The following is a 23,238-nucleotide window of genomic DNA, read 5'->3' as shown; positions in this document are numbered from 1 at the left end:
GGTCGTTAAGCTCTTCAGCGCCGATGGTAGTTGGGGGCTTCCCCCTGTGAGAGTAGGACGTTGCCAGGCACCCTAAAAGCATTCCGTTGAGGAATGCTTTTTTTCTGTGCATAAATAGTAGAGGGCGCTGAAGAGCTCTGTTCCGGAGGAACAGCGTCTTCCTCGAATGAGCCGATGGTTACTACGTGGGTAAACTTCTTGAAACAGCTTCATGTCCCCCTGTGAGACGAACTCTTTCTCTTCGTAACACAACGTGAATTACTTCTAAGAACAACTCCATGAATAATCACCCCCGTAGAAGAGAAAGGGTGAGCCAGGACGTTGCCAGGTGGGCACGCTCCGCATGAATAGGAGAGACGGACAACGCAGCATAATAGTAGTGCGCCAGGAACAGCAGCTCAACAGATTGGCAAAAATAATGGTTTCGACAGAAAAAACAATAGGTCCGACAGTAAATTGCCGACTTTGGACAGTAAATTCCCCTCTTTCGACAGAAAACCGCTCAACTTGGACAGAAAGACTATATACACCTCAAATATAAGGTAGTACTACGCATGAGACCAACAATATAGCTCCAAAACTACTCTATACAATAAAAAAAGCCGCTCAAAAAGCGGCAATTAATGCTCTAAACTTGTAAAAAGACAAACTCCATCTAGTTTGCATTACGAGGAGGCTTGTTAGTAGGATGAATTGCTTTTTCCAATTCTTCTTGTGCAATTACATTATCCACTGAATTACTATTTGGTTTGCCTTTTTGACTGTACCCTTTTTCGCGTTTCTGGCTCATCTTTATACCCCCATTTAATTAGATTCTTTGTTAAGATGAGTTATTATAGTGAACCTTATTCATATATGGCTCAAAACAAAAAAAGTTATGATGCTTCTTATAAAATCCAATAATTCACACTAAATAATTCCAAATATCCATAAAAACAAACATAACCAATAAATATTAAGTAGGATAGGCACAAATCTACAAAGGAAAGAATAGATTAAAAGAAAAGAGATGTATGAAGTCTTATTGCATAGCCGATACTGATGTCAGGGGTGATGAATATGCCGAAGACGAAAACAATGAAAGTGCGGCTAGGGGATTGTTGTATGGTTTGCAACAAAAGAAAAACTGAAGGATTGCAAGTACTAAACACATTTATGTGTGAATCATGTGAAACAGAGCTATTACAATTAAATGAACAAGATGACATGTATGAAACATATGTAAAACAAATGAGGAATTTATCTACTAATTTTATAGGATAAGAGAGCAAGCCTTTTATTGAAAGGCTTGCTTTTATTTATATAAGTGCAATGAGTGTTTTCTTAACAAGGATTAAAAAGTACAGTATCATACTAAGTGAGAATATTTGTAGATAGGAGATTTTTGACGTTGACTCGTAATCATATTCCTTTAATAAAAGCTATACAAAACCATAAGAAGGTCGGTCCAATTTCTTTTCATGTACCAGGTCATAAGAATGGACTATTTTTCCATGACTCTATCCATGAGGACTTTAGAGAGGCTCTAAAATATGATGTGACGGAATTAGCTGGACTAGATGATTTGCATGCACCAAGTGGGGCTATACGTGAAGCACAAGAAGAGACTGCTCGGTTCTATAAAGCAAAGGAGACATTTTTCCTCGTAGGGGGATCGACGGTTGGGAACTTAGCAATGATTTATGGATCATTTAAACGAGGGGATCAGGTGTTTGTTCAGCGTAATAGCCACAAATCTGTTTTCCATGCAGTACAAATTGCAGGCTTGCTTCCTATTTTGTTAACACCAGAGTTTGATCATGATTCGAGTCACGCTATTGGGGTAACGGCTGAAACGCTAGCTGAAGCGGTACGTCAGTATCCAGATGCTAAGGGTGTTATCTTAACTTATCCAAATTACTATGGAATTAGCATAGATTTACAAGAAACCATTACAACTGCAAAGAAGTACGATTTACTTGTATTAGTAGACGAGGCACATGCTTCCCACTATTGTTTAGGGGCGCCTTTTCCTCTATCAACTTTACAACAGGGAGCTGATGTCGTTGTTCAATCTGCACATAAAATGCTGCCTGCATTAACGATGAGCTCATTTCTTCATATAAATGAAAAACAATCTGATGCTTTTAGGCATAAGATAAAGGAAGCACTGACTATGTTCCAATCAAGTAGTCCTTCTTATTTGCTAATGGCGTCATTGGATGGAGCAAGAGCCTATATAGAAAGTCTCTCGAAAACAGAAATTGCTACAATTTTAGCAGGAGTTGAAGCGGTAAAAAAAGAATTATCTAACATTAAGCAAATAAAGGTTGTTAATTGGAATGACAACTATCATTGTGATCCATTAAAAGTTACAATAAAGACAACAACCAACTTAACAGGATTTGAGCTTCGAGATATTTTTATAGAACACAATCTTTACCCTGAACTTGCAGACGAAAAACATGTATTGCTTGTTTTTGGATTAGGTACAATCGAAGTTCCTAGCCACTCACTTCAAGCAATTCATCATTCATTAGAAGCTTATGATGTTGTAGAGGAGAGACGTAGTAACCCACTTCTTAACCTGAAGATCGGGGTGCAAAAACTCGAACTTCATTCAGATGAAGTACGCCTTACAATGAAGAAGAGAGTACCACTAGAAGAGGCTGTCGGGTGCATAGCGGCTGAAGCCGTTATACCTTACCCACCTGGTATTCCATTAGTGTTACCGGGCGAGCGAATGACTGAACAAGTGATCGATGAAATAAAGAAATTGCGAAACGTAGGGGCTACGTTTCAAGTTGAACAGGATTTGAAAGATGTTTTGGTAGTTGATGTGGAGGATGACAATGAGTAAAGGTTTTTTTGTAACAGTAGAAGGTGGAGAAGGGGCAGGGAAGACAACTGTCTTAGATCGAATAGAAGCAGAGCTAGTAAGTAAAGGATTCGATGTCATACGTACTCGTGAACCAGGAGGCATTCGGATTTCTGAACAAATTAGAACAGTTATATTAGATGTCACACATACAGAAATGGATAGTCGAACGGAAGCGCTACTATATGCAGCCGCTAGAAGACAGCATCTTGTTGAAAAAGTCATACCTGCCCTACAACAAGGGAGTATTGTCCTTTGTGACAGGTTTCTTGATAGTAGTCTTGCTTATCAAGGATATGCAAGAGGGATTGGGTTCGATGAAGTAAAAGCGATCAATGAATTCGCAATTGAAGGCTATTTGCCTGATTTAACATTATTTTTCGATGTTGACCCGCAAATTGGCTTATCTCGTATTCAAAGTGATGAAGATCGTGAAGTAAATCGACTCGACCAAGAAAAAATGGAGTTTCATGAACGTGTTAGGGAAGGGTACCAAAAAGTGATTGAGGTCTATCCTGAGAGAATTAAGGTTATTAATGCAAATCAGGACGTTGAGACTGTGTATAAAGAAGCAATCAACGAGATCAATCACTTTGTAGGTCGCATACTTTAGTAATAAAGGAGCTGTCTAAAGATGAAACTAATTATGGCTGTAATCCAAGATAAAGATAGTAATAGATTGTCTGATGCATTAGTAAAAGCTGACTACCGTGCAACGAAGCTTGCTAGCACAGGAGGCTTCCTAAAAGCAGGGAACACGACGTTTCTCATTGGTACAGAAGATGAAAATATTGAAGACGTTATGTCAATCATAAAAGAAAATTGTAAAAGTCGAGATCAACTTGTTGCACCTATTTCTCCAATGGGTGGAAATGCTGATTCCTATGTACCTTACCCAGTTGAAGTGCAAGTAGGTGGAGCAACAGTCTTTGTCTTGCCGGTTGAGCAATTTGAGCAATTTTAAAGGTGTTGAAACAGATGAAAACATGGAATCATTTAAAAGAAATACAACCGAGAATCATAGATTTACTAATTAAAACGTTACAAAAGGACCGTCTTGCTCATGCATACCTATTTGAAGGAAGCAAAGGAACCGGTAAGCGTGTAGTAGCTCTTCATTTAGCGAAGAGCTTCTTTTGTGAGAATAGAGACGAGGAGAATCCTTGTTTACAATGTCTGAATTGTAGAAGGATTGAACATGGCAACCATCCAGATGTACATTTCATTGAACCGGATGGTCTATCAATTAAAAAGCATCAAGTAGAGCATTTGCAAAAAGAGTTTTCATACCGAGGTGTGGAATCAGCTAAGAAAGTTTATATCGTTGAACATGCTGATTTAATGACGGTTGGAGCAGCAAATAGTATATTAAAATTTTTAGAGGAACCAGCAACAGAGACATTAGCAATTCTTTTAACAGAACAAGGCAGTAAGGTGCTGCCAACGATTCATTCTCGTAGTCAGCATATGACGTTTGCTCCTTTATCAAGAGATACTTTTTTGGACAAGCTCGTTCAGAATGGAAATTCTAACACAATTTCCAGTTTATTGGCTAGTTTAACAACAAGTTATCATGAGGCGAAGCAGTTATTAGAAGGAGATTGGATTGCACAAGCACGAACCGTAGTGATACAATTGATGGAGGAGCTCTCTACTAGACCGACTCAAGTTCTTTTTACATTACAAGAAAAGTGGTTACCACTTTTTAAAGAAAAATCACAGTTAGACATTGGATTAGATATGATTCTCTTATGGCTTCGTGATCTCATGTTTACAAAGGTCGGCAAGGTTGACTCTTTAAGTTATACTGATCAAATTGATCTATTACAACAGCAAGCCCTATCTAGCTCGCAGGATACAATTAGTCAAAAGATGTCTGCGGTTCTTCTTGCAAAAAGGCAGCTTGTTGCTAATGTTAATCCTCAACTTATGATGGAAAAGCTGTTGCTTAATATACAGGAGGGATAGAAGATTGCATCAAGTTGTAGGTGTGCGCTTTAAGAAAGCGGGCAAAATCTATTATTTCTCCCCTGGTTCATTTCAGCTGGAGAAGGGAGAAACTGTCATCGTCGAAACGTCTAGAGGCGTTGAATTTGGCCGAGTTGTCATTGGCACAAAGATAGTCGGTGAGAACGATGTTGTTCTTCCATTAAAGCAAGTAATCCGGATTGCGACTGAGAAAGATAAGTTAGTCGTTCAGGAAAATGTCGAACAAGCTAAGAAAGCGTTCGAGGTATGTACAGAGAAAATTATTGAACATAAGCTAGATATGAAGCTAGTAGATGTTGAATATACATTCGATCGGAATAAAGTATTATTTTATTTTACCGCTGATGGTCGGATCGATTTTAGAGAGTTAGTGAAAGATTTAGCTGCTGTATTTCGTACAAGGATTGAGCTTCGTCAAATTGGTGTGCGGGATGAAGCAAAAATGTTAGGTGGGATTGGTCCATGTGGTCGAGTTCTTTGCTGCTCATCGTTTTTAGGTGATTTTGAGCCGGTTTCTATTAAGATGGCCAAAGACCAAAGTCTATCACTAAACCCAGCTAAGATATCAGGCTTGTGCGGCAGGTTAATGTGTTGTCTCAAATATGAGAACGACATGTATGAGTCAGCGAAGCAAGAATTGCCTGATGTTGGGAAGAGGGTTAGAACACCTGAAGGAAGAGGAAGAGTGATTGGCTTAAACTTATTGGAAAAAGTCATTCAAGTTGAATTAGTTGAAGGTGAGCGAATAGTCGAGTTTACAATGGACGAACTAATGAGCAAGGAAAGCGTGCCGACTGAAGCCACAGAATAATGAGGTGGGAGCATCGTGGACAAAAAAGCAATTTTTACACAGGTGAGCCAACTAGAAGAACGGCTAGGTGAATTGCATCATGAGTTACGAGGGTTGAAGGAACAGTTGGCCTACTTAATCGAAGAGAATCATTATCTTCATATTGAAAATGAAAACCTTAGAGACCGTCTTGAAGCGCAAGAAGAAGTGCAAGAGGAAGGAAAGAACGATAAGACTAGTACAAAAAAGCCCTTTGTAGGTGAAGGGTACGATAACTTAGCGAGGCTCTATCAGGAAGGATTCCATGTTTGTAATACACACTATGGAAGTATTCGATCAGATGGAGACGACTGCTTATTCTGTTTATCATTTTTACACCAAAAGTAAAACATCAATCAAATAGATTAATTAAGGGGGACAGATCTTGCGTTATCGTTAGGTCTGTCTTTTTAGCCTATTAAAGGAGTGCACAAAAAGCGTGAAATTATTTGATGGAGAACGTTTAGACTATATAGCAGGAACCGACTTAAAAGTTCTTCAGAGTCCAAATGTTTTCTCATTTTCAATCGATGCCATTCTGTTAGGGCGGTTTGTACAAGTACCAATTCAAAAAGGGAATATATTAGATTTATGTACAGGTAATGGAGTCATACCTACCTTACTAACAACTAGGTCAAAAGCGAATATTATTGGAGTAGAGATTCAGAACAAACTAGTTGATATGGCGAGGCGAACAAGTGAACTAAATGAATTACATAATCAAATTCAATTTGTCGAATCAGATCTTAATCATATTCCAAGTGAACTGAAGCGAGGATTCTTTGATGTCGTTACATGTAACCCTCCTTATTTTGAAACTGTCACAGAGCATGAAATAAACCGCAATGAACATTTTGCAATAGCGAGACATGAAATTTATTGCACATTAGAAGACGTGGTCCGTGTTAGTAGTCAATATGTGAAGCAAAAAGGAAAAATGGCGTTAGTACACAGGCCTGAAAGATTAACCGACATTATTCATCATATGCGTACGTATCGTATTGAGCCAAAACGAATTCAATTTGTTCACCCTAAAGCGAATAAGGACGCTAATATGGTGCTTGTTGAAGGAATTAAAGATGGAAAAGCAGGTGTTACTTGTCTTCCACCGATTGTCGTTTACAATGAACAGGGGACATATACAGAACAATTTAGATCAATTTATGAAGGAAAATGAGCGAGGAAGGGATTATCATGAACCAACAAACGAGTTACAGTGATGGGGTGGAAGGAACGCTTTATTTAATTCCGACACCAATAGGGAATCTTGAGGACATGACATTTCGTGCTGTTCGAATGCTTAAAGAAGTCGATGTAGTTGCAGCAGAAGATACGAGACAAACCCGAAAACTGTTTAATCATTTTGAGATTGAAACATCGCTTGTCAGTTACCATGAGCATAACAAGAAAAAAGCTGGCGAGTCATTAATTGATCAAATGAAGGCAGGAAAACAAGTTGCTCTTGTCAGTGATGCGGGAATGCCCGCCATTTCTGATCCTGGTCAAGACCTTGTTCAGGAGGCATTAAAGGAAGGGATGAAAGTGATCTCTTTACCTGGAGCAAATGCAGCAGTAACAAGCTTAGTTGCTTCAGGCTTATCAACAGAACGATTTGAGTTCGTGGGATTTCTCCCACGACAAAACAAGCAGCGTCAAGCAATGCTCGAACAATTAAAAGGCAACCAGACTACGCTGATTTTTTATGAATCACCTCATCGTTTAAAAGAAGCATTAGAGGCGATGTTCAAAGTGTTTGGCAATCGTCAAATTAGCATTAGTCGTGAGCTCACTAAAAAATTTGAAGAGTATCAAAGAGGAACATTAGAAGAAGCAATAGAGTGGTGTGAAACAGGTACGGTTAAAGGAGAGTTTTGCCTTGTCGTAGAAGGAAGCAGTGAAAAGGAAGAAGAGGACAGTTGGTGGGACTCCTTAACAATCCTCCAACATACCAACCACTACATCGAACTTGGCATGCCATCAAAAGAAGCAATCAAACAAGTAGCCCGCGAACGAAATATACAAAAAAGAATTGTATATGCTGAGTACCATAGCTAACAAGAAAAGGGCGATCTTCCCTTTTCTTGTTAGCGAAGCGATGAGCGGAGCCGCCGTAATGTTTTAAGCCTAAAGGAGTGGGTTTCTCCTTTAGGCGCACGGCGAGAGGAGCCATCGCAACATGTTCGCACACGTAAAAAGAAAAAGGCCAGAGGATTCGCTATTTCTGTATAGCAAGAATGAGCGGAGCGGCCGTAATGTTTTAAGCCTAAAGGAGTGGGTTTCTCCTTTAGGCGCACGGCGAGAGGAGCCATCGCAACATGTTCGCACACGTAAAAAGAAAAAGGCCAGAGGATTCGCTATTTCTGTATAGCAAGAATGAGCGGAGCGGCCGTAATGTTTTCTAAACGGGGCAAATTGAACAGCAAAAAGGGTGGCTCACCGAGAACATACCAACAATATCAGGGATTGTGGTAGAACTAGGAGTAGCCACCCTTTTTAACAAGGAGTTAAGCTTGAGTAGAACGAGATACGTACTCTTGAAGCTCTTTAATAATTTCTTTTGCACCTTGTGGGCTTAGAATGATCTTGCCATTAGCAATCGAAAGATTCTCATCAGAAACTTCACCTGTCACTTGGCAAGTCATATTCGGTTTGTATTTTTTTAAGATGATGCGATCATTATCAACATAAATTTCTAATGCATCTTTTTCAGCAATGTCTAATGTGCGACGTAGCTCGATTGGAATAACTACACGGCCTAATTCATCAACCTTACGAACAATTCCAGTAGATTTCATTGAATAAGTCTCCTCTCAGACTAAAAAGTAATTTATTTTTTGGCGTCAATATTCGACAATTTTCTATCTGACTTTAGAGTACCAGTGTTTCCAAATCAAGTCAATTACTTTTTTATGTTAATTTAATATTAAAACAATTCTTTCTCAAAGTGGAAACCGTTGATAAAATAGTACTTTTAGTGCGAGGTGATTACAGTATATGTTAGAAATTAACCATGGTCTTGTAGAAAAACTAAAAAAGATGAATCAAAATTTGTTAACTATTTACCAAAAAACACCTACAGATAATTTAATTATTCGACAAAAACTTCAGTTGTCCAATGCAGAAATTCGACATATTCCTCGTTTTTCGACAAAGGCTTTGTCGGATTGGTTGAAAGGAAGAGAGTTAGCTGCTGTTGATGGCTCTGTTAATCAAACAAAAGGCGAGGCTCCACATATCCTCTACTTGTTTCAAGCGTTAGCGAAAACAACAAAAGGGTATCAGTGCCAAGCTACAGATATTTATTCGCCTTTGCTGCATAGTAAAGTCGAAGAAGACGAAAGCACCCCGGCTAATTACCGTTCACATTTATTAGCTAAATTAGAATTAGAAGTAGCGATACAATTATTAGAAGAAAGACCATTAGCTATTTTGCTTATGGATGGGGCCTTGTATCATTATCGGATTGATGCTCCAGATGAATGGGAAATGCTACGTAAAAAAGCCATAGAGAAGGATGTGTTACTAGTTGGCGTTTCTGAAGAGATAACGACAGAAAATTTAGTAAAACTAGAACCATTTTTACCGTTTGAAAAACAGCCCCATACATATGATCGGGATTTGTTGTTTGGTGTACTTGAGCAGGAGGAGATGGTCTTTGTAGAAAAGATTCAAAGTAAAGCGGGGTTGCAATCGGTCTGGATGAGGTTAACATCGGACCCTGCGATTACAGGCTTTGATGTGTTAGAGGAACAAGCTTCTTATAAAGATGAGATTGCGAGTCTATTATTAACTCTCACACCTCGCGATGGGCGGGGGGTTCCTCTTTGGCTAGACCATATTGATCGAGAGGTAAGAGTGACGGATAAGCTAGTCGAAGCACTTGTAGAACAATATATAGATACTGATATTAGGAAGAAGTTTTTTGAGAAAAAACGAGTTTCTAGACCGTATTAAGTGTGAGTTAGGGAAGAAGGAGGAAAAGTAAATGCAAATTGTAGGTGTTACAACGCAGCATGAAGTGTATGTTGCCTCAAAAACGCATAAATTTCGAATGAATGAGATGCTAGTTATCGAAGATGCTTCCCTTTATCAGCCAAAAGGCGAAGTTGTCGAAACATTTTCATACAATCGCTATATTCCTATGGGATTTGATAAAGGCATTGCTGATGAGCAAGTATTAAAGACACTTGAACATATTGGCTATGATATCGGGGCAGATGATATTCACTTAGCAAAAGTTCGATTATTTGAAGAGGCCATTCAACCAATTCAAACAGGAGCTAGTGTCCGCCATCCCCACTTTGATGAAATATCTGATTTACTAGTAAAGACAGCGCCAGAGGACGGACTTGTTTTAGGGGAGGTGAAATCGACTGATTTTATTGATTCTACATTGCCTGATTCGTTAAAAGGACTGTTGCATATCCACGACCATAATGGTTTGCGTGAGCAAAACGGCGTTCCTTTTGTTTTTGATATAAGAGCAATGCAGCAATATCCGCATATTGGTGTGTTTGGTGGATCTGGTTCAGGAAAATCATTTGGCCTTAGAGTTATGCTTGAAGAGTTAATGAAATTACAAATTCCAACTCTAGTCTTCGATCCTCATTTTGAGATGAATTTTGCAACGGAAGCGTTAGATACAAACGGGGCTATTTCTTATCAAGAGCGTTACACAGTAGTCCAGATAGGGCAAGATGTCGGAGTTGATTTTTCAGCACTTTCAACTAGAGATGTTGAACGGCTATTATCTGCTGCTGGATCGTTAACAGAATCTATGGTTAATGTGATTCAATCTGTTCATAAAAGAAAAGATAGCTATCAGTCTTTTAGCGACCGAATCGCTAATTTAGCGGAGGCGTTAGAACTAGGAAAGCATAAGATTGAAGGAATGCTTAACGATGGGGGAATGACTAGAGATGAGTTAACTCGCTTTTCAACATTCCGGAAATTGCTTGATCAATATGGAAGCCTTCCTTTAGCCTCAGTAAAAGGAATTTCATGGCGCGTCAACCGACTGTATCAAGCTGGTTTGTTCCAGCAAAATATCAGAGCGATTGAGCAAGGAATTCATGCCGGGAAGCTTGTTGTGATTCAAGGGCCCGTATGGTTGTTGCAGGTATTTTCCAGTTACGTCATTGGCGCATTGTACGGGAAACGACGGGCGTTTCGTGACGCCAAGCTTCAACAAAAGCAAGGGGAGTTTTTCCCACCGTTTGTTGTTGTTACAGATGAAGCGCATAATTTTGCACCAAAGGGTTATGACGCACCAGCGAAATCAGTCTTAAAAGAGATTGCGCAAGAAGGGCGGAAGTATGGTGTTTTTCTAATCTTTGCTACGCAGCGCCCGACCTTGCTTGATGAGACGATTACGGCTCAGCTAAATTCTAAGTTTGTGTTCAGGACGGTGCGCGGAACAGATATTCAAACGATTAAAGAAGAAACGGATTTAACGCATGATGAAGGAAAACGTCTCCCTTATTTACGCTCAGGAGATGTGTTTGTCTCATCAGCAATTATGGGACGGACCATGGCCATTCGAATTCGTATGGCACACTCTGCTAGTCCACACACATTAAATCCGTTTGATGAACTGAAAAAAATGAAAGAACAAGACTCGGAACAATTGGTAAAAGCCCTTGATTCTTATTTTCCATTAGCTGAGATGAATATTATGACTCACTTAACAAAACTAAACCAAGAAGCGGAGAAAAACTGGGATGTCCAAACGTGGAAACAGGAGCTAGATCGTCTGAGTAGTAAAGGGGTTATTAAAAAAGAGAAAACTCCTTTTGCGACAATGTATAACCGCTCTTGACGAGATACATTGAATTAGGTATATTTTGGTTAGAATTTTGACATGATACATATGTATGCTAAAACATGTCTTGAAAAATGGTTTTTCGATATATGATGTCCAATGAAGGGATGAGTACAAATAGAGATCTATAGGTAGCAATGCTATGCAGAGAGCCGGGGGAGCTGGAAACCGGTATAGATTCTAGTTGGAAGATGGTCCTGGGAGGAGCTTACTTTCGAGTGTTTGTACATAACATAAGGGAGTAACGTTGCTGGCGTTAACAGAGGAAGTCTTAGACTTCATGAGCCTTCTTATTGTGAAATAAGAAGGGAATTTTGGGTGGTACCACGTGAGATGCTCTCGTCCCGATCGGATGAGGGCTTTTTGTATTGTTTTTTAAAATGAGGAGGAAGTATTGTGACAGATCAAAAAAAGACTTTTTATTTAACAACCCCAATTTATTACCCTAGTGATAAGCTTCATATTGGTCATGCTTACACAACTGTTGCAGGGGATGCAATGGCACGTTACAAGCGTCTTCGCGGCTATGATGTCCGTTTTTTAACTGGTACGGATGAGCATGGTCAAAAAATTGAAACAAAGGCAGCAGAAAAAGGGCAGACGCCTCAGGAATTTACTGATCAAATTGTTGCTGGAATTCAAGAGCTTTGGAAAAAATTAGATGTATCCTATGATGATTTTATTCGTACGACAGAGGAGCGCCACAAAAAGGTTGTGGCACAAATTTTTGAGCGCTTACTTGAAAAAGGTGACATTTATTTAGATGAGTATGAAGGCTGGTATTCAATCCCTGATGAAACGTTTTATACAGAACGCCAGCTAGTCGATCCTGTAAAAAATGAAAACGGAGAAATCATTGGCGGAAAGAGCCCAGACAGTGGTCACCCGGTTGAAAAGGTACGTGAGCAATCGTATTTCTTTAAGATGAGTAATTATGCAGATCGCCTCTTAAAGTTCTATGAAGAGAATCCGACCTTTATTCAACCAGAATCTCGTAAAAATGAAATGATCAATAACTTTATTAAGCCGGGATTAGAAGATTTAGCTGTATCTCGTACTTCGTTTAAATGGGGTGTACAAGTTCCAAGTAACCCAAAACATGTCGTCTATGTATGGATTGACGCATTATCGAATTACATCACAGCTCTTGGCTACGGTAGTGAAGATGAGGAGTTGTATCATAAATATTGGCCAGCTGATGTTCACTTAGTAGGGAAAGAAATTGTCCGTTTCCATACTATTTATTGGCCGATCATGTTAATGGCTCTTGATCTGCCGCTTCCAAAGAAAGTATTTGGTCATGGTTGGCTCTTAATGAAAGACGGCAAGATGTCCAAATCAAAAGGAAATGTAGTTGATCCTGTACCACTTATTGATCGCTATGGTCTTGATGCTCTTCGGTACTATTTGCTACGTGAGGTACCTTTTGGATCAGATGGGGTTTTCACACCAGAAGGGTTTGTGGAGCGAGTAAATTATGATTTAGCAAATGATTTAGGAAACTTACTAAATCGAACAGTTGCTATGATCAACAAATACTTTGACGGCAACATTCCTGACTATGTGAAGGATGCAACACCGTTTGATGCGCCTCTTGTTGAGCTAGTCAAAGCAACAGTGGCAAAAGTAGAAAATGCAATGGAAGAAATGGAGTTTTCGGTAGCTCTAACAGCGATTTGGCAGTTAATTAGCCGTACGAATAAATACATTGATGAAACACAACCTTGGGTGCTTGCCAAAGATGAAGCGAAGAAAGAAGAGTTAGGATCTGTTATGTATCACCTTGCCGAGTCACTTCGTCAAGTGTCGATTATGATTCAGCCATTTATGACGGAAACACCAAAACGAATCTGGAAACAATTAGGCCTCACAAGCGAAGTGGTAGCTTGGAATACACTTGAAACGTTTGCTCAAATTCCGAGTGGTACAACGGTTGAAAAAGGAGACCCTATCTTTCCTCGCCTAGACATGGAAGATGAAGTTGCTCACATTGTTGAAATGATGGGCGGATCTGTGAAAAAAGCCGAGGAAGAGATCGTTCCTGAAGTAGAAGAGAATGAAATCACAATTGATGATTTCACAAAGGTAGAATTACGTGTGGCAGAAGTCATAGAAGCAGAGCCTGTAAAAGGGGCGGATCGCTTATTAAAAATTCAGCTAGATCTTGGCTATGAAAAGCGCCAAGTTGTTTCCGGAATTGCTAAACATTATTCACCGGAAGATTTGGTTGGGAAAAAAGTCATATGCGTAACAAACCTAAAACCGGTTAAACTACGTGGAGAACTATCTCAAGGGATGATTCTAGCTGGTTCAAAAGGGAAGAAACTGCAGCTGGCTACGATAGATGGAAATCTGCCAAACGGGGCACAAGTAAAGTAAGCAATTAGGGGAGGGAGCATCGGATTCTCTCTCCTCTTAACTAATTATCTGAAAGGAAGTATAGACAAAATGTTATTTGATACACATGTTCACTTAAATGCTGACCAATTTGATGAAGACCTGGAAGAGGTTATTTTACGTGCAAAGGAAGCTGGAGTGGAATACATGGTTGTCGTTGGTTTTGACGAAAAAACGATCAACCGTGCATTAGATCTAATTGAAAAGTATGAATTTATATATGCAGCTGTCGGCTGGCATCCGGTAGATGCGATTGATATGACAGATGAACATTTACAATGGTTAGAAGAATTAAGCTCACATCCAAAAGTTGTTGCACTTGGTGAAATGGGTTTGGATTACCATTGGGATAAGTCACCAAAAGAAATTCAGAAAGAAGTGTTTCGTAAGCAAATTCGTTTAGCAAAAAAAGTTCAATTGCCAATTATTATTCATAATCGTGAGGCTGATAAAGATATTGTTAACATTTTGAAAGAAGAGGAAGCAAGTGAAATCGGGGGGATTATGCACTGCTTTGGTGGAAGTGTAGAAATTGCTAAGGAATGTTTGGCCATGAATTTTCATATATCTCTTGGAGGTCCTGTTACATTCAAAAATGCAAAACGCCCGAAACAAGTTGCCAAGGAAATACCTCTTAATCGACTACTCATTGAAACAGACTGTCCATATTTAGCACCACATCCATTTCGTGGGAAAAGAAATGAACCGGCTTATGTGAAACTAGTAGCAGAAGAAATCGCTGAGCTAAAAGAGGTAGAATTTGAACAATTAGCGAAGCAAACAACAGCAAATGCGAAAGAAATTTTTGGCATTTCTTGATAGCGAAAAATCACTTGTTTTGCCGAGGCTTGTCTAAATATAGCTTCATTCGAAATAGTTCTACAAACTTAGGCGGATGCATAGAGTGGACTTGTCGATAAGTTTTTGTTTCTTTTGCTCGCGTTTTCATAGATAATAAAGACAATGCGGCAATTAACAAAAATAGTGAGTTGACAAAAGGAGGTACAGTGTTTATAATTCGGACGTTGAGAAGGAGGAATTCATTGAGATGGAAACAAACAGGAGCCAACTCCTTCCTGCTATAAGTTTTAGGAAAAAGTTGGTCATCTCCGTTATCAGTCTCATACTCTTTGGAGGCGTGATTACTTACGCTGTATACGAGGCGACAAAAGCAACAGTAACAATCTCCTTGGATGGGGAGGAAGTTACAGTGCAGACACATGCATCTACCGTTGCTGAACTGATGAAGGAGCAAGAATGGGAAGTCCAAGAATATGATTTTATAGATCCAGGGTTGGATACAGAGATAAAAGGAAATCTAACAATTACGTGGGATCAAGCCAAGAAAGTCTTTGTAACGATTCAAGGTCATGAAGAACCAGTATGGACGACTGCAGATGATGTGGAACAACTCATACAAGAATTGAATATTGACTTCAAAGAGGAACATGATTTAATTGCGCCAGCATTAAACGAAGAAATAACTGACAGAATGAATCTAATCTATGAATCTGCGTTTCAAGTTGAGCTTACTAGTGACGGCGAGCAACATGAATTATGGACAACTTCGACGACTGTCGCTGACTTTTTAGAGAGAGAAAGTGTTACCTTAGGTGAGCTTGATCGTGTTGAGCCGGGGTTAGATACAAGGCTTGACCGTGAATCAGAAATTCAAGTAATACGTGTAGAAAAAGTCACCGATGTGGTGGAAGAGTCCGTCGCTTTTGGAACAGTGACGAGAAAAGATAACTCATTAAGATCAGGAAAAGAAGAGGTTGTTCAAGCTGGTGAAGAAGGTACTGTCAATAAGCACTATGAAGTCGTGCTTGAAGATGGAAAAGAAGTATCTAGAGAGCTTGTGAAAACTGAGACAGTCAAAGAAAGTACAGACCGCATAGTCGCTGTTGGAACCCAACCTGCCCCTACTGTGTCACGTGGATCAAGCTCAAGCAGTAGCTCGAGTGGATCTGCTCCTAGTGGCGGTCGGACGTTAACCGTTACTGCTACAGCATATACTGCTGGTTGTAGCGGGTGTAGCGGGATTACAGCAACAGGTATTAATCTAAATAATAATCGTAATATGAAAGTAATTGCCGTTGATCCTAGCGTTATTCCTCTAGGCACACGTGTCCATGTTGAGGGATATGGAAATGCAATTGCTGGAGATACTGGCGGTGCAATTAAAGGAAATAAAATCGATGTTCATGTACCAACGAAAAGTGAAGCATTTCGTTGGGGTTCAAGAACGGTAAAAGTCACCATTTTAGATTAAGTGTCAGCCTATCACAGAGTGGTTATCCACTCTGTTTTTCTTATGCTTTAAGAAATGGAAAAGCCTCGCTCGGGCCTATTTTATACCCATTACCTATATTCTTTAAAATACATAAAACTCATGGAACATGCCTGAAAAACCTTGAAATTACTCAAGGAAGCCGCAATAGCTCCATATGTTGCGCTCATTTCTTAGAGGGTCATACCAAAGGGGAAACCGTCTTTTTCAGTGCACTCTGTTAATTCAATCATTTTCCGGCTAAAATAAGATTAGCCTAATTGTTAGGGGTATACTATGAAAATAAAAGAAGTGATTGTCGTTGAAGGGAAAGATGATACGGTAGCTATAAAGAGAGCTGTCGATGCAGATACAATTGAAACAAATGGCTCAGCGATTAACGAAAGTACTCTTGCTCAAATTGCCCTTGCGCAAGAACGGAGAGGAGTAATCGTTTTAACGGACCCTGACTATCCAGGCGAACGAATTCGTCGGATTATTAGTGAACGAATTCCAGATTGTTTGCATGCTTTTTTACCCAAAAAAGAGGCGATATCAAAAAAACAAGATGATCTCGGTGTAGAAAATGCAACTCCAGAAGCGATACGCCAAGCATTGATTCATGCGAAACAAGAGGATGATACAAAACAAGTGGAGTCAAATGTAATTGATTGGCAGGACCTACACGCTGCTGGTTTAATAGCTGGAAGCAATTCGAAAAGAAGGAGAGAACGTCTAGGTGACATTTTGCATATTGGCTATGCCAACGGAAAGCAACTTCATAAACGACTGCAAAAGTTTCGAATTACTGAAGCTGAGTTCAAAGAAGCAATACAGCGTGTGTTTGAGGAGGAACAAAGCGAATGATAAAAGACATAGCAACACCAGCACGTACGAAGGAGATATTAAATAAGTTTGGATTTAGCTTTAAAAAGAGTTTAGGACAAAACTTTCTAATTGATACAAATGTATTAAGAAATATTGTTGATGCAGCAAATATTAGCGAATTAACAGGTGTGATTGAAGTGGGACCAGGAATTGGTGCGCTGACAGAACAATTAGCGAAACGAGCGAAAAAAGTTGTCTCTTTTGAAATTGACCAACGGCTTCTTCCTGTGCTAGACGAAACACTAGCCCCTTACGACAATGTGAAAATTATTCACTCTGATGTTTTGAAGGCAGATATTCATCAAACGATAAAGGAGGAGTTCAAAGATACAAGTGACATTATGGTTGTCGCCAATTTGCCTTATTATGTCACAACTCCGATTTTGATGAAGCTATTAGAAGAGCATTTGCCAATTCGAGGCATTGTTGTCATGATTCAAGCTGAAGTTGCTGATAGAATTGCAGCAAAGCCAGGTACAAAGGAATATGGAGCGTTGTCCATTGCAGCGCAATATTTTGCAGAGGCAGAACGGGTGCTAACTGTACCTGCAACCGTGTTCGTACCACAACCAAGAGTGGATTCTGCTGTATTGCGTTTAACGGTTCGAGAAGAGCCGGCTGTATCGGTTTCTGATGAGCCTTATTTCTTTCAAGTGTTCCACGCGAGCTTTGCCAATCGAAGAAAGACGATTCTTAATAACCTAGTGCACAATTTAGGACCTAAAGAAAGAAAAACGGATATTGAAGAGGCTCTGCATGAAGCAAACATTGACCCTAAGCGTAGAGGAGAGACATTATCGCTTGAGGAGTTTGCCCTTTTAAGTGAAGCTCTTCTGAAAAGATTACCGAGAACTTAGCACACATGCCTCCTTTTCCACATATTTTAAGTGGAGAGGAGGCGTGACAATGAAGCTGAATAAAGGGGATATCGTCGCTCGCCTTTCGTATCAGTGTGATTTGTTGTTTAGGGTAGTAGAAATTTATGCCGACTATGTAGAACTCGCTGGAGAGGATATGCGTCTACTTGCCGATGCCCCGCTAGATGATGTTGTCATAGTTTCGGAAGAAGATCGAACAGCACATGCAAAAAAGGCGAGAGAACTTGAAGAAAATTCATATCGACTTTTCAGGCAAGATGCAAAATTGATGAAGCAACGTGGAGATTACCAAGTCACATCAGGATACAAAAGCGAAACTGCTTATTTTGAATTGCGAGGGCGCGTCCTTCATATTGACGGTGATGCTCTATACCTTCGTAAATGTACAGAGTTATATAATAAATTAGGTGTTCCGGTATATGGAGTCCACCTTCCTGAACGCGAGATGCCTGAACAGATAGGTTCGTTACTAGAAATGGTTAAGCCTGATATTGTAGTTGTAACCGGTCACGATGCGTATTTAAAAACAAAAGGAGATGAACGTGATGTGCGTGCATATCGTAACACAAAGTACTTTGCAGAATGTGTACGGATTGCACGGAAACATTCATGGCACCGTGATGATTTAATTGTTTTCGCTGGTGCTTGTCAATCTCATTTTGAAACACTCATCAAAGCTGGAGCTAATTTTGCTAGTTCACCTGAACGTGTGAATATTCATGCTCTTGATCCTGTTTATATAGCTTCAAAAGTAAGTTTGACTTCGTTTATGGATCGTGTGAGTCTAGCCAATGTACTTCGTAATACAATTAGTGGTGAAAAGGGATTAGGCGGAATTGAGACAAAGGGTGTCATGAGACGCGGCATGCCAATGAAATACGATTGAAAAGGAAGGCCCTTAGATCGGGACCCAGATTGGGTAAGGTCTAAGGGTTTTTTCGTTTTCATAAAAAAGAGATGGTCACTCTTTTTCATAGGCTGTTTTCGCATACCTTATTGTTTTTATGGGTGAAGTGTTCCTCACATGTTCGTTCCATTGCGCTCCAGCCACTCGCACCCGCAAGGAGGTGCCGAGCCTCCTCGTCTGCGCCTGTGGGGTCTCGCCCCTACCTCTTTATCCCGCAGGAGTCGAGTGACTTCCGCTCCATTACACTAAGAGAAAAAACTTTCTTTATAGCAACAATCTTTATAAAAACAGCCTCAACATAAAAATGGGAGAGCGACCGATTGCGATGGCTCCACTCGTCGTGCGCTTTTTGAGAAGATCGCTCAAAAAGCTTAAAACAAAACGCCGGCTCCGCGCATCGCATCGTTTTCACAAAAAAGAGAAGTTCGCTCTTTTTTGTGAAAACTTACATAATTTTTTTTGTTATTGGCATACTAAGGTCGAATTGGTAGTGGGGCTATTTTATTTTTTCGTCAAAATAGATTGACAAAATTCTTGTTCACTTGATATAATTTTAAATTTATTTGACGAAAATTGTAGATTGTGCTATACTACACATACAGTGAGGTGGGGTGTCGTAATGGCAAAAACGTTAATAGACATTAAGCGTGCATTAGATGCTAATGTTGGTAAGAGAATTACAATCAAGGCAAATGGTGGTCGTCGGAAAACGTCGGAGCGTTCTGGTCTTCTTGAGGAAACATACCCTTCTGTGTTCATAGTGAAATTAGATGAACAACAAAATGCATTTGAGCGCGTATCTTACAGTTATGCTGATATTCTTACAGAAACAGTAGAACTTATGCTCTGTGAAGAGGGTATTGATTCAACAGTTCTTAAGGCGTAATTGGGACTAGATATACGATATACAGACAAATATAACCCTCTGAAGGTTCAATTCAGGGGGTTATATTTGTTTTGATTTGAGTACATACTAAGTATGTCGTGTATAAAACGACATTTTCTGATATACAGAAAAGGAGTTGTTGTGACATGAGTAGGCGAAGAAGAATCATGTCTGACCAATTTAAAGAGGAACTTGCGAAGGAACTAGGCTTTTATGACACTGTTCAAAAAGAAGGCTGGGGCGGAATACGTTCAAGGGATGCTGGGAATATGGTCAAAAGGGCAATTGAAATCGCCGAAGAGCAGCTCGTCCTTCAACAAAACAATCGAAATTAATTACATGAAGCCAGAGCGAAAAGCCTGGCTTCTTTAATTATTAATTCTAGAGTGTGACAAAAAGACGGAATTTACAAGTGGAATTTTCTAATTCCTTTTTGTTATGTGATAATATGACTATATTGTAGAAAAAGAGACAACAGGTGGTATGTTGATTAGACAAATGATAAAATAGCCTAAGCAAATGGATATAGAAGGTGACGAGTGTGAGATGTTCAGTGAAAGCACCAGCGAAAATTAATTTGTCGCTTGATGCAATAAGAAAAAGGGAAGATGGATTTCATGAGGTTGAAATGATTATGACGATGGTTGATCTTGCTGATCGGATTGACCTGACTGATAGAGAAGATGGGGTTATTAAAGTGGACGTATCAGAAGGATTTGTCCCTAATGATCATCGGAATTTAGCTTATCAAGCTGCTGACCTTTTGAAAAAACGATATAACGTTAAAAAAGGCGTTTCCATTTATATTACAAAACGAATTCCTGTTGCCGCTGGATTAGCTGGAGGGAGTAGTGATGCAGCTGCAACATTGAAGGGATTAAATCAATTATGGCAGTTAGGATTGGGCATGGATGAACTTGCTCGACTTGGTGCTGAGATTGGATCGGACGTATCGTTTTGTGTATATGGAGGAACCGCTCTTGCTACGGGACGTGGAGAATTAATTCAACAAATTTCGCCCCCTCCTCCTTGTTGGGTGATCCTTGCTAAGCCGCCAATAGGAGTATCAACTGCAGAAGTGTATAAACGTTTAAATGTGCAAGAAATAGAGCATGCCAATACAAAAGCAATGATCGAAGCAATTGAGCAACAAAGCTTTGCAGGCATTTGTGAAAATTTACATAATGTACTTGAGTCAGTTACGTTGGATATGTATCCAGAAGTACGAAATATTAAAGAACAAATGATTCGTTTCGGTGCTGATGGTGTATTAATGAGCGGGAGTGGGCCAACTGTATTTGGACTAGTAGAACATGAATCAAGATTACATCGTGTTTACAATGGACTTAGGGGATTTTGTCAAGATGTCTACGCTGTCAGGTTAATTCGTTCAACAGACTCTTGATTAAAGCCGAACAAACGTGATATATTAAATTAAAACATTCGGTTTTTAGGTGGAGGTCGTATGAAAAAGCTTAAACGTAGTGGTCGTCTTGTTGATATGACCTATTTTTTACTGCAACACCCTCATGAGGTCATTTCCCTTACTCATTTTTCTGAACGTTATCAATCCGCTAAGTCTTCTATTAGTGAAGATTTAGTCATTGTAAAAGAGATTTTTGAAGGTGAAGGCTATGGCTCTCTTCTAACTATTTCGGGAGCTAGTGGTGGAGTCAAGTTCATCCCTCGTATTCACCCCGAGCAAGCTGAAGAATTCGTCAATGAGGTGATTGAACAGCTTGCTGTACCTGAGCGAATCCTTCCAGGTGGGTATTTGTACATGATGGATCTTCTTGGAAGTCCAAAGTTCATTCAACGCTTAGGACAAGTCTTTGCTTCTGTTCTAGCCAATAAAAAGATAGATGCTGTCCTAACTGTTGCGACAAAAGGAATCCCTCTTGCCTATGCGGTTGGTCAGTATTTAAATGTTCCGGTTAGTATTGTTAGACGAGACCATCTTGTCACAGAAGGGTCAATGGTTAGTATTAATTATGTATCTGGCTCCTCGAAACGTATTCAAACGATGACATTAGCGCGTCGAAGTTTAGCACCAGGGTCAAGAGTATTTATTGTCGATGATTTCATGAAAGCTGGTGGAACGATAAGAGGAATGATGGATTTGCTCGAGGAATTCCAAGCCGAGCTAGTAGGAATAGGTGTATTGGTAGAGTCTGTTGAAGTTGAAGAACGCTTAGTTGATGAGTATATGTCAATAACGAAGCTTTCAAATGTAGATGTTAGAAACAAAACAATTACAGTAGAACCAGGCAGTGTGTTAGAGTTACTACAAAAGATGGAATTGGAGGAGAACAAATGAAAACGATTCATACTAATTTAGCACCAGATGCAATTGGACCATATTCTCAGGGGGTAATTGTCAACAACATGTTCTATAGTTCCGGACAAATCCCTTTAACGGCTGAAGGGGAATTGCTACAAGGAACAGTAGAAGAGCAAACTCATCAAGTATTTAAAAACCTTAACGCTGTGTTAGAAGAAGCAGGCGCTTCATTTGAAACCGTCGTAAAAGCGACAGTATTTATTAAGAACATGGATGATTTCCCACGCATCAATGAAGTTTATGGAGAGTATTTTCATACACATAAGCCGGCAAGATCTTGTGTAGAAGTGGCTAGACTACCTAAAGATGTGTTAGTTGAAATTGAAGTCATTGCATTAGTAAAGTGATCGCTAAAAGAGTGGTTATAAGCCGCTCTTTTTCTTTTTTTTGGCTGTTTTCGTAAAGATTGTTGCTATGAAATAGTTTTTCCTCATAGTGAAATGGAGCGGAAGTCACTCGACTCCTGTGGGATGCAGAGGGAGGCCACTGAAAAAGGAGAAGAACATTACCTTTTTCAGTGACCTTGGAAAGCGAGTGGCTGGAGCGCAATGGAACGAACATGTGAAGGGTACGTAACCCATAAAAACAACAAAGTATGCGAAAACAGTCTTTTTTTTGGATCAATCAATTAATTAATTTTAAAATAGTGCTCTCTAGAGGTCAGAAATTTAAATGAAATATTGTAATCGCTTTCTTGGGAGTTTTCGAAAAAATCAATTTAAAAATCAAAAAAAATTTTGTCTAAAGAAGGAATTCCAAAATTTATAGAGAATTGTGTAAGTAAGAATAAACAAATATTAGGTGGTGGCCAACAATGCAGGTAACAGATGTGAGATTGCGTCGAGTAAATACGGAAGGCCGTATGCGGGCAATAGCTTCGATAACGATTGACCATGAGTTTGTGGTGCATGATATTCGCGTAATCGATGGTAATAACGGGTTATTTGTAGCAATGCCAAGTAAGAGAACTCCAGATGGTGAATTTCGCGACATCGCACACCCAATCTCTTCACAAACGAGAGAGAAAATCCAAACAGCCGTCCTAACAGAGTATGACAAAGCAGGAGAATACGAAGAAATTGAATTTGAAGAAGCTGGAGCTTCATAAAAACAGAAAGAGTCCTTAAATAGGGCTCTTTTTTTCGAAACGAATTACAAAGCTGTGTTTTTAAACGT

At 39.6% G+C, this 23,238-nt stretch carries 25 protein-coding genes; 23 read left to right on the top strand and 2 right to left on the bottom strand.

Features of this window, described 5'->3' with window-relative positions:
- Positions 1-655: 655 nt before the first annotated feature.
- Entirely contained in the window at positions 656-790 is a 135-nt protein-coding gene (locus SAY88_RS16860; protein WP_332633247.1) for a hypothetical protein, read from the bottom strand.
- A 269-nt stretch (positions 791-1,059) separates the two neighbouring features.
- On the opposite strand from SAY88_RS16860, the gene SAY88_RS16855 reads away from it, so the two are divergent.
- The 9 genes from SAY88_RS16855 to rsmI all read left to right on the top strand — a co-directional run bounded on the left by SAY88_RS16855 (position 1,060) and on the right by rsmI (position 7,730).
- On the top strand, positions 1,060-1,263 hold the full coding sequence (locus SAY88_RS16855; RefSeq protein ID WP_250098158.1) for a sigma factor G inhibitor Gin: 204 nt from the start codon (positions 1,060-1,062) through the stop codon (positions 1,261-1,263).
- 127 nt (positions 1,264-1,390) lie between these two features.
- The gene (locus tag SAY88_RS16850) at positions 1,391-2,839 is read left to right on the top strand and encodes an aminotransferase class I/II-fold pyridoxal phosphate-dependent enzyme (protein ID WP_332633245.1); all 1,449 of its coding nucleotides are present in this window, start codon (positions 1,391-1,393) and stop codon (positions 2,837-2,839) included.
- Positions 2,832-3,470, top strand: coding sequence for a dTMP kinase (gene tmk / locus SAY88_RS16845; RefSeq protein ID WP_332633243.1), 639 nt, complete (start codon positions 2,832-2,834; stop codon positions 3,468-3,470). The genes SAY88_RS16850 and tmk overlap by 8 nt, the downstream gene beginning before the upstream one ends.
- A gap of 21 nt (positions 3,471-3,491) precedes the next feature.
- The gene (locus tag SAY88_RS16840; protein ID WP_034633666.1) at positions 3,492-3,821 is read left to right on the top strand and encodes a cyclic di-AMP receptor DarA; all 330 of its coding nucleotides are present in this window, start codon (positions 3,492-3,494) and stop codon (positions 3,819-3,821) included.
- A gap of 14 nt (positions 3,822-3,835) precedes the next feature.
- Positions 3,836-4,825: a DNA polymerase III subunit delta' gene (gene holB / locus SAY88_RS16835; RefSeq protein WP_332633240.1), complete on the top strand. Its 990-nt coding sequence runs from the start codon at positions 3,836-3,838 to the stop codon at positions 4,823-4,825.
- A gap of 4 nt (positions 4,826-4,829) precedes the next feature.
- Positions 4,830-5,657, top strand: coding sequence for a PSP1 domain-containing protein (locus SAY88_RS16830; protein ID WP_332633238.1), 828 nt, complete (start codon positions 4,830-4,832; stop codon positions 5,655-5,657).
- A 15-nt stretch (positions 5,658-5,672) separates the two neighbouring features.
- Positions 5,673-6,023 (top strand): DNA replication initiation control protein YabA, encoded by a 351-nt coding sequence (yabA, locus tag SAY88_RS16825; protein ID WP_332633236.1) that lies wholly within the window; start codon positions 5,673-5,675, stop codon positions 6,021-6,023.
- A 91-nt stretch (positions 6,024-6,114) separates the two neighbouring features.
- On the top strand, positions 6,115-6,852 hold the full coding sequence (locus SAY88_RS16820; RefSeq protein WP_332633234.1) for a tRNA1(Val) (adenine(37)-N6)-methyltransferase: 738 nt from the start codon (positions 6,115-6,117) through the stop codon (positions 6,850-6,852).
- 17 nt (positions 6,853-6,869) lie between these two features.
- Positions 6,870-7,730: a 16S rRNA (cytidine(1402)-2'-O)-methyltransferase gene (rsmI, locus tag SAY88_RS16815; protein WP_332633232.1), complete on the top strand. Its 861-nt coding sequence runs from the start codon at positions 6,870-6,872 to the stop codon at positions 7,728-7,730.
- 449 nt (positions 7,731-8,179) lie between these two features.
- On the opposite strand, the gene abrB is transcribed toward rsmI, so the two are convergent.
- A complete protein-coding gene (gene abrB / locus SAY88_RS16810) occupies positions 8,180-8,470 on the bottom strand; it encodes a transition state genes transcriptional regulator AbrB (protein ID WP_250098149.1) in 291 nt (96 codons plus the stop codon).
- Positions 8,471-8,669: 199 nt separating this feature from the next.
- On the opposite strand from abrB, the gene SAY88_RS16805 reads away from it, so the two are divergent.
- From SAY88_RS16805 to spoVG, 14 genes are all read left to right on the top strand, one after another.
- Positions 8,670-9,629 carry a DNA double-strand break repair nuclease NurA gene (locus SAY88_RS16805; protein WP_332633230.1) on the top strand — a complete coding sequence of 320 codons (960 nt, stop codon included), beginning with the start codon at positions 8,670-8,672 and terminating at the stop codon, positions 9,627-9,629.
- 31 nt (positions 9,630-9,660) lie between these two features.
- On the top strand, positions 9,661-11,493 hold the full coding sequence (locus SAY88_RS16800) for an ATP-binding protein (RefSeq protein ID WP_332633228.1): 1,833 nt from the start codon (positions 9,661-9,663) through the stop codon (positions 11,491-11,493).
- A gap of 399 nt (positions 11,494-11,892) precedes the next feature.
- Positions 11,893-13,875, top strand: coding sequence for a methionine--tRNA ligase (metG, locus tag SAY88_RS16795; protein ID WP_332633226.1), 1,983 nt, complete (start codon positions 11,893-11,895; stop codon positions 13,873-13,875).
- 69 nt (positions 13,876-13,944) lie between these two features.
- Positions 13,945-14,712: a TatD family hydrolase gene (locus tag SAY88_RS16790; protein ID WP_332633224.1), complete on the top strand. Its 768-nt coding sequence runs from the start codon at positions 13,945-13,947 to the stop codon at positions 14,710-14,712.
- Between the two features lie 229 nt (positions 14,713-14,941).
- A complete protein-coding gene (locus SAY88_RS16785; RefSeq protein ID WP_332633223.1) occupies positions 14,942-16,165 on the top strand; it encodes a resuscitation-promoting factor in 1,224 nt (407 codons plus the stop codon).
- A gap of 294 nt (positions 16,166-16,459) precedes the next feature.
- On the top strand, positions 16,460-17,029 hold the full coding sequence (rnmV, locus tag SAY88_RS16780) for a ribonuclease M5 (protein ID WP_332633221.1): 570 nt from the start codon (positions 16,460-16,462) through the stop codon (positions 17,027-17,029).
- Positions 17,026-17,907, top strand: coding sequence for a 16S rRNA (adenine(1518)-N(6)/adenine(1519)-N(6))-dimethyltransferase RsmA (gene rsmA / locus SAY88_RS16775; RefSeq protein WP_332633219.1), 882 nt, complete (start codon positions 17,026-17,028; stop codon positions 17,905-17,907). The genes rnmV and rsmA overlap by 4 nt, the downstream gene beginning before the upstream one ends.
- Positions 17,908-17,956: 49 nt before the next feature.
- Positions 17,957-18,814, top strand: a complete 858-nt coding sequence (gene yabG, locus SAY88_RS16770) for a sporulation peptidase YabG (RefSeq protein ID WP_332633218.1) — start codon at positions 17,957-17,959, stop codon at positions 18,812-18,814.
- A 640-nt stretch (positions 18,815-19,454) separates the two neighbouring features.
- The gene (gene veg, locus SAY88_RS16765) at positions 19,455-19,721 is read left to right on the top strand and encodes a biofilm formation stimulator Veg (protein WP_034633697.1); all 267 of its coding nucleotides are present in this window, start codon (positions 19,455-19,457) and stop codon (positions 19,719-19,721) included.
- 146 nt (positions 19,722-19,867) lie between these two features.
- Positions 19,868-20,056 (top strand): small, acid-soluble spore protein, alpha/beta type, encoded by a 189-nt coding sequence (locus tag SAY88_RS16760; protein ID WP_332633216.1) that lies wholly within the window; start codon positions 19,868-19,870, stop codon positions 20,054-20,056.
- Positions 20,057-20,253: 197 nt separating this feature from the next.
- The gene (gene ispE / locus SAY88_RS16755; RefSeq protein WP_332633214.1) at positions 20,254-21,126 is read left to right on the top strand and encodes a 4-(cytidine 5'-diphospho)-2-C-methyl-D-erythritol kinase; all 873 of its coding nucleotides are present in this window, start codon (positions 20,254-20,256) and stop codon (positions 21,124-21,126) included.
- 60 nt (positions 21,127-21,186) lie between these two features.
- Positions 21,187-22,038: a pur operon repressor gene (gene purR, locus SAY88_RS16750; protein ID WP_250098139.1), complete on the top strand. Its 852-nt coding sequence runs from the start codon at positions 21,187-21,189 to the stop codon at positions 22,036-22,038.
- Positions 22,035-22,409, top strand: a complete 375-nt coding sequence (locus SAY88_RS16745; protein ID WP_332633212.1) for a RidA family protein — start codon at positions 22,035-22,037, stop codon at positions 22,407-22,409. Before purR ends, SAY88_RS16745 begins: the two co-directional genes overlap by 4 nt.
- A gap of 467 nt (positions 22,410-22,876) precedes the next feature.
- A complete protein-coding gene (gene spoVG, locus SAY88_RS16740; protein ID WP_034633708.1) occupies positions 22,877-23,170 on the top strand; it encodes a septation regulator SpoVG in 294 nt (97 codons plus the stop codon).
- Positions 23,171-23,238: the final 68 nt, after the last annotated feature.

The sequence above is a fragment of the Halalkalibacter flavus genome (assembly GCF_036663575.1).
GTDB lineage: Bacteria > Bacillota > Bacilli > Bacillales > Bacillaceae_D > Halalkalibacter > Halalkalibacter flavus.
Note: the sequence above shows the minus strand (reverse complement) of the source record. Positions and strands in the feature narration are given on the sequence as shown.

Coding starts and splice junctions, on each gene's coding strand:
- SAY88_RS16860 (WP_332633247.1), bottom strand. CDS start 790: ATGAGCCAGAAACGCGAAAAAGGGTACAGTCAAAAAGGCAAACCAAAT.
- SAY88_RS16855 (WP_250098158.1), top strand. CDS start 1,060: ATGCCGAAGACGAAAACAATGAAAGTGCGGCTAGGGGATTGTTGTATG.
- tmk (WP_332633243.1), top strand. CDS start 2,832: ATGAGTAAAGGTTTTTTTGTAACAGTAGAAGGTGGAGAAGGGGCAGGG.
- SAY88_RS16840 (WP_034633666.1), top strand. CDS start 3,492: ATGAAACTAATTATGGCTGTAATCCAAGATAAAGATAGTAATAGATTG.
- holB (WP_332633240.1), top strand. CDS start 3,836: ATGAAAACATGGAATCATTTAAAAGAAATACAACCGAGAATCATAGAT.
- rsmI (WP_332633232.1), top strand. CDS start 6,870: ATGAACCAACAAACGAGTTACAGTGATGGGGTGGAAGGAACGCTTTAT.
- abrB (WP_250098149.1), bottom strand. CDS start 8,470: ATGAAATCTACTGGAATTGTTCGTAAGGTTGATGAATTAGGCCGTGTA.
- SAY88_RS16805 (WP_332633230.1), top strand. CDS start 8,670: ATGTTAGAAATTAACCATGGTCTTGTAGAAAAACTAAAAAAGATGAAT.
- SAY88_RS16800 (WP_332633228.1), top strand. CDS start 9,661: ATGCAAATTGTAGGTGTTACAACGCAGCATGAAGTGTATGTTGCCTCA.
- SAY88_RS16790 (WP_332633224.1), top strand. CDS start 13,945: ATGTTATTTGATACACATGTTCACTTAAATGCTGACCAATTTGATGAA.
- SAY88_RS16785 (WP_332633223.1), top strand. CDS start 14,942: ATGGAAACAAACAGGAGCCAACTCCTTCCTGCTATAAGTTTTAGGAAA.
- rnmV (WP_332633221.1), top strand. CDS start 16,460: ATGAAAATAAAAGAAGTGATTGTCGTTGAAGGGAAAGATGATACGGTA.
- rsmA (WP_332633219.1), top strand. CDS start 17,026: ATGATAAAAGACATAGCAACACCAGCACGTACGAAGGAGATATTAAAT.
- yabG (WP_332633218.1), top strand. CDS start 17,957: ATGAAGCTGAATAAAGGGGATATCGTCGCTCGCCTTTCGTATCAGTGT.
- veg (WP_034633697.1), top strand. CDS start 19,455: ATGGCAAAAACGTTAATAGACATTAAGCGTGCATTAGATGCTAATGTT.
- SAY88_RS16760 (WP_332633216.1), top strand. CDS start 19,868: ATGAGTAGGCGAAGAAGAATCATGTCTGACCAATTTAAAGAGGAACTT.
- purR (WP_250098139.1), top strand. CDS start 21,187: ATGAAAAAGCTTAAACGTAGTGGTCGTCTTGTTGATATGACCTATTTT.
- SAY88_RS16745 (WP_332633212.1), top strand. CDS start 22,035: ATGAAAACGATTCATACTAATTTAGCACCAGATGCAATTGGACCATAT.
- spoVG (WP_034633708.1), top strand. CDS start 22,877: ATGCAGGTAACAGATGTGAGATTGCGTCGAGTAAATACGGAAGGCCGT.